The organism is Winogradskyella psychrotolerans RS-3, from assembly GCF_000427335.1.
In the GTDB taxonomy this organism is placed as follows: Bacteria; Bacteroidota; Bacteroidia; order Flavobacteriales; family Flavobacteriaceae; genus Winogradskyella; species Winogradskyella psychrotolerans.
In genome coordinates, this window is sequence record NZ_ATMR01000028.1 from 1 (window position 1) to 534 (window position 534).

Annotated in this window: 1 protein-coding gene; it reads left to right on the forward strand. The window is 37.5% G+C overall.

Annotation, left to right across the window (positions count from 1 at the left end; translation table 11 throughout):
* Positions 1 to 534, forward strand: a 534-nt coding sequence (locus tag ADIWIN_RS02065; protein ID WP_040756313.1) for a hypothetical protein, incomplete at both ends; no start/stop codon positions are given.

Here is a 534-nt window from a genome sequence, read left to right on the forward strand (position 1 = left end):
GGGATGTAAACATCAATACACTTGCCAGGGTAAATCCAATTATGCCAATACAGTTTCCTGATCTTCCTTTCTATGTTAATCAAGGAGATAGAGAAACCTATGCGCCTTATATTGGAAAGTATTTCGGTGGCACCAACTTTTTCCCTTATTTGGAAGATGGTGGACGTTCTACCTGGACCAACAATGATATATGGTTGACGCAAGGCGTGACACTTACTCCAGCGAAAGGTTTGACAATTAAGTCTAACTTCTCTTATAATTTCTTTCACCGTTCGGAGCAAAATGTTGCCAGTAAAATTGAAATAGTAGACAATAATTTATTGGCTGCTGGATTGATAAGCAATGGTTTTAGTGGAAATGATTTTATTGATGAAAGAGCTTCTTACAATCAATATTACGTGTTCAACGCATTTGCAGATTATAAATTTTCTCTTCCTGAGGTACATAACCTGACTACTATGGTTGGATTCAATCAGGAGTGGGGTAATAATAAATTCATCAGGGCTCAGGCAAATACATTGCTAACGCCATTGA